3 protein-coding genes are annotated in these 2,958 nt (G+C 61.7%); all 3 read right to left on the bottom strand.

What is annotated here, in order from left to right; genetic code table 11:
• The coding region (locus tag ACH2EH_RS22640) for a hypothetical protein (RefSeq protein ID WP_395145319.1) at nt 1-935 on the bottom strand (935 nt) is incomplete at its 3' end.
• Nucleotides 936-941: 6 nt separating this feature from the next.
• Nucleotides 942-2,720 (bottom strand): hypothetical protein, encoded by a 1,779-nt coding sequence (locus tag ACH2EH_RS22635; protein ID WP_395145317.1) that lies wholly within the window; start codon nt 2,718-2,720, stop codon nt 942-944.
• On the bottom strand, nt 2,620-2,958 hold a 339-nt coding region (locus tag ACH2EH_RS22630), incomplete at its 5' end, for a hypothetical protein (RefSeq protein ID WP_395145315.1). The genes ACH2EH_RS22635 and ACH2EH_RS22630, both read right to left, overlap by 101 nt.

Here is a 2,958-nt window from a genome sequence, read left to right as displayed (position 1 = left end):
TGGAGCTGCACGGGCAAGCCGCTGGAGTCATACTGCGGCGTGCCATCCGCGTTGTAGGCCTGCATGGGTTTTGCGCCCTCCGCCGTGTAGCCGATGAGCCGCTCGCCTGCGGCCTGGGCGATAAACTTCTGAAGCTCCGCCAGGGTCTGCTGCTTGAGCCACCAAGGGTCGTAGCAAGGACGGTACTGACTCTTTCCCCTGGGATCGCTCAGGCTGTCCCAGGAGAGCACCGCGAACTTAGAGCGTGGCAAAATGTTGTGCGTGTGGTTCGGGTCTACGATCTGCGTCAGGCTCATGGCGAACGTCTCGCGGCCTGCCAGCGCCGCGAGCAGCCCCTGCACGTTCATGCGGGAGTCCACCACGAAGGCAACGGCCTCACGGCGCTTGGGCTTGATCTTGTGGGGGACCAGCCACTGATCCTCCTGCCGGTAGACAACCTCCGCCACTTTGAAGCCCTGCCCGAACGCATCAAGCAGCTCACGCAGTAGCGGAAGTAGCGGGGTGTCGAGACCAGCAAGAAGGCTTTGGCAGAAGTCGCGAACCTGCTTGGCCTGCTTGAATCCGTCCCCATCCTGCTCTACCGCGTCGCCCTCCGCCGCAGGCGTGAGACGCACGCCCTGAGAGAGCACGGCGCTCTTGTAGGCAAGCGTCTCGCCAAAGATATGCGGATCGCGCCCCATGCGCTCGTACATGTCCGGTCCGAAGTCGCGGGTGATGTCGTCAATCCACGGCTCAAGGGCCGACAGATAGCTCCCAAGCGGCCCCCACCAGCCACCCGAGACATATTCCCTTTTCGGGTCCGCCCGGACTGCGCCAGAGGAGTTCACGAGAGCAGACGCCGACCCAACGGTATTCTCTTGCGGAGTGAAGGCCGGGGCGTTGCCCTCGATCTGCTCCGTGAGGAGAGTATTTGTAAGTGTCGGTTCGTCGTTCATAGTGTCTTAGCGTCTACCAAAAACCGGAAGGCTACTTGGGCTGGGTCGTCCGCCTGGCTGGAAGGTGTTTCCGGGCCTGGTTGCGCCGCCTGCGGAAATCGCCCCTACGCCGAACATAAAGTCCGGGGCTGCGCACAGCACAAAGGCGTCGCCGTCGTCGGAGCTTCTATCCTCGTGGCGTTTGCGGAAGTTCTCCTTGGGCTCCAGGGCCTTGAGCGTCTTCCCATGGCGATTCACGTAGATAAAGAGCCGCTCGGTCAAGTCCTCGACGAGGTGCTCAGGGACGGACTCCAGGCACACCCCCTTTAGAGTCTCGTTTGCCTGGGCGTACATCTCGGTCACAATGTTGTCGTACTTGTCGCCGTCACTTGCGGAGCTGGCAAAGTGCACCTCGAAGACGCGGAAGTCCGGGATAGCACGCAGGAGCGGCTCTTTCAAGAGCCCGTCCACAATCCCCGCTCCAAACCCGCCAGTTCCGTCCACCCGGATATGCACCGAGATCGCGCCAGCGGCCACAGCAGAGAGCGCCGCCTTTTTCGTCGCCTCAACGTAATCGTCCGTGTCTTGCTTTGTCAGAGTCGCCGCGCACCGAACTCTGGCAAGATGCCTGCTGTAGACCTTGCCCTTGTCCGAGCCGTAGCGGGCGGCGTCCACTCCGATACGACACTGCAAGCGGTCAGACTGCGTGGGCTCCACGCGCCTTCTCTGGGCCGCCTCGTAGACACCGACGGCAACGAATGCCCGTTCCGCCCCGGAGAGCGGAGGAACCCCCATCACACGAAAGAGATATTCGTCCTCGGGCAGGAAGATCGTGCCGGGTGGGAATATCCGGCCATCTTCCAGCATCACCTCAAAGGGGAGCGCGAAGGTGTACTTTTCTTCATCGTGCGAGTGCACCACTTGGCAGAGCTCGCCGATCATCCCCGAAACCCACTTACGAGAGCTGCCCCCCGGAACCGTATCCGCATCATCCACCACGTTGGGGAAGTCGTGGGCGCTGAATCGGTAGTTACGAACACTGGCCCGCTTGCCCTGGCGGTGGAACTCCGAGGCGCGAGTCTTCGGGTTTGCGACCATCAGGCAGATCATGACTTTGCCGCCCGTGAGCATGGCGCGAACCGAGGAGAAGAAGAAAGCAGGAACGCCCTCGGCTTCATCCAGAATAATCATGTGGTTCTTGGCATGCGTGCCTTGCGCACGCTCTGTGCCCTTGCCGCCACTGTCCGACGCCGTGAACCCCTCCGCGTAGTGGTCTGCCGCCATCTCCATCCGTGAGGCGGTGGGCAGCACTCTGCCCGGGAGATTTCGGCCAGCCCGCAGCTTCTTGATGTCCTTCCAGAGCAGGCGCTCGACCTGCTTGGCCGTGGGCGCTGTTGTCAGGATCTCCGAGGGCGTGAAGGACGTAAAGAACCAGTTCACCAGCGCGGCGGCTCCGAAGGTCTTGCCCACGCCGTGGCAGCTCTCAACCCGAAAGAAGATCGGCGCGGTAGTGTCGCCTGCGAGCTGACGTTTAACGGAGTCCGCGATGTCCTCAAACAGTTCGCGCTGGCCCGGCTGGCCGCCCCGCCCCGCCCAGGGTGAGAAGTCTAGCTCTTTCTCGCAGAAGCCGATGGGATCGCACTGGTAGGCCTCGTACCTCTTATCTACGTGATGGGTCTTTAGCGCCGCCAGCTCGCGCTCGAACTCACGCTGGAGTTTGGTCGGCCAGGTCGCCACTATCGCCTGCGCCTGTGCCCTCTGCTTCGGGCTCCACTTTGCCCAGGAGTCCAGCAAGCGCTGAATCAAGGCTGATATTCCCAGAGATACGCTCAATCCATTCCCCCGTCTCTACTGCGATGTGCTTCAGGAGCGCCCTTTCCTCGGCAATGAGATGCGTTCCGATCAGGTACTCAATCTGCACGCCATGCTTAACCGGCGTCTCTTTGCGGGAGTGCAGGCCCTGCTCGGCTCCTGGTTGCGATGACAGCTCGCCAAGTTGCTTGAGGTAGTGCTGCTGCATCTCTTCTTCGTCGTCCAAAGAATC

The sequence above is a fragment of the Armatimonas sp. genome (assembly GCF_043760365.1).
GTDB lineage: Bacteria > Armatimonadota > Armatimonadia > Armatimonadales > Armatimonadaceae > Armatimonas.
Note: the sequence above shows the minus strand (reverse complement) of the source record. Positions and strands in the feature narration are given on the sequence as shown.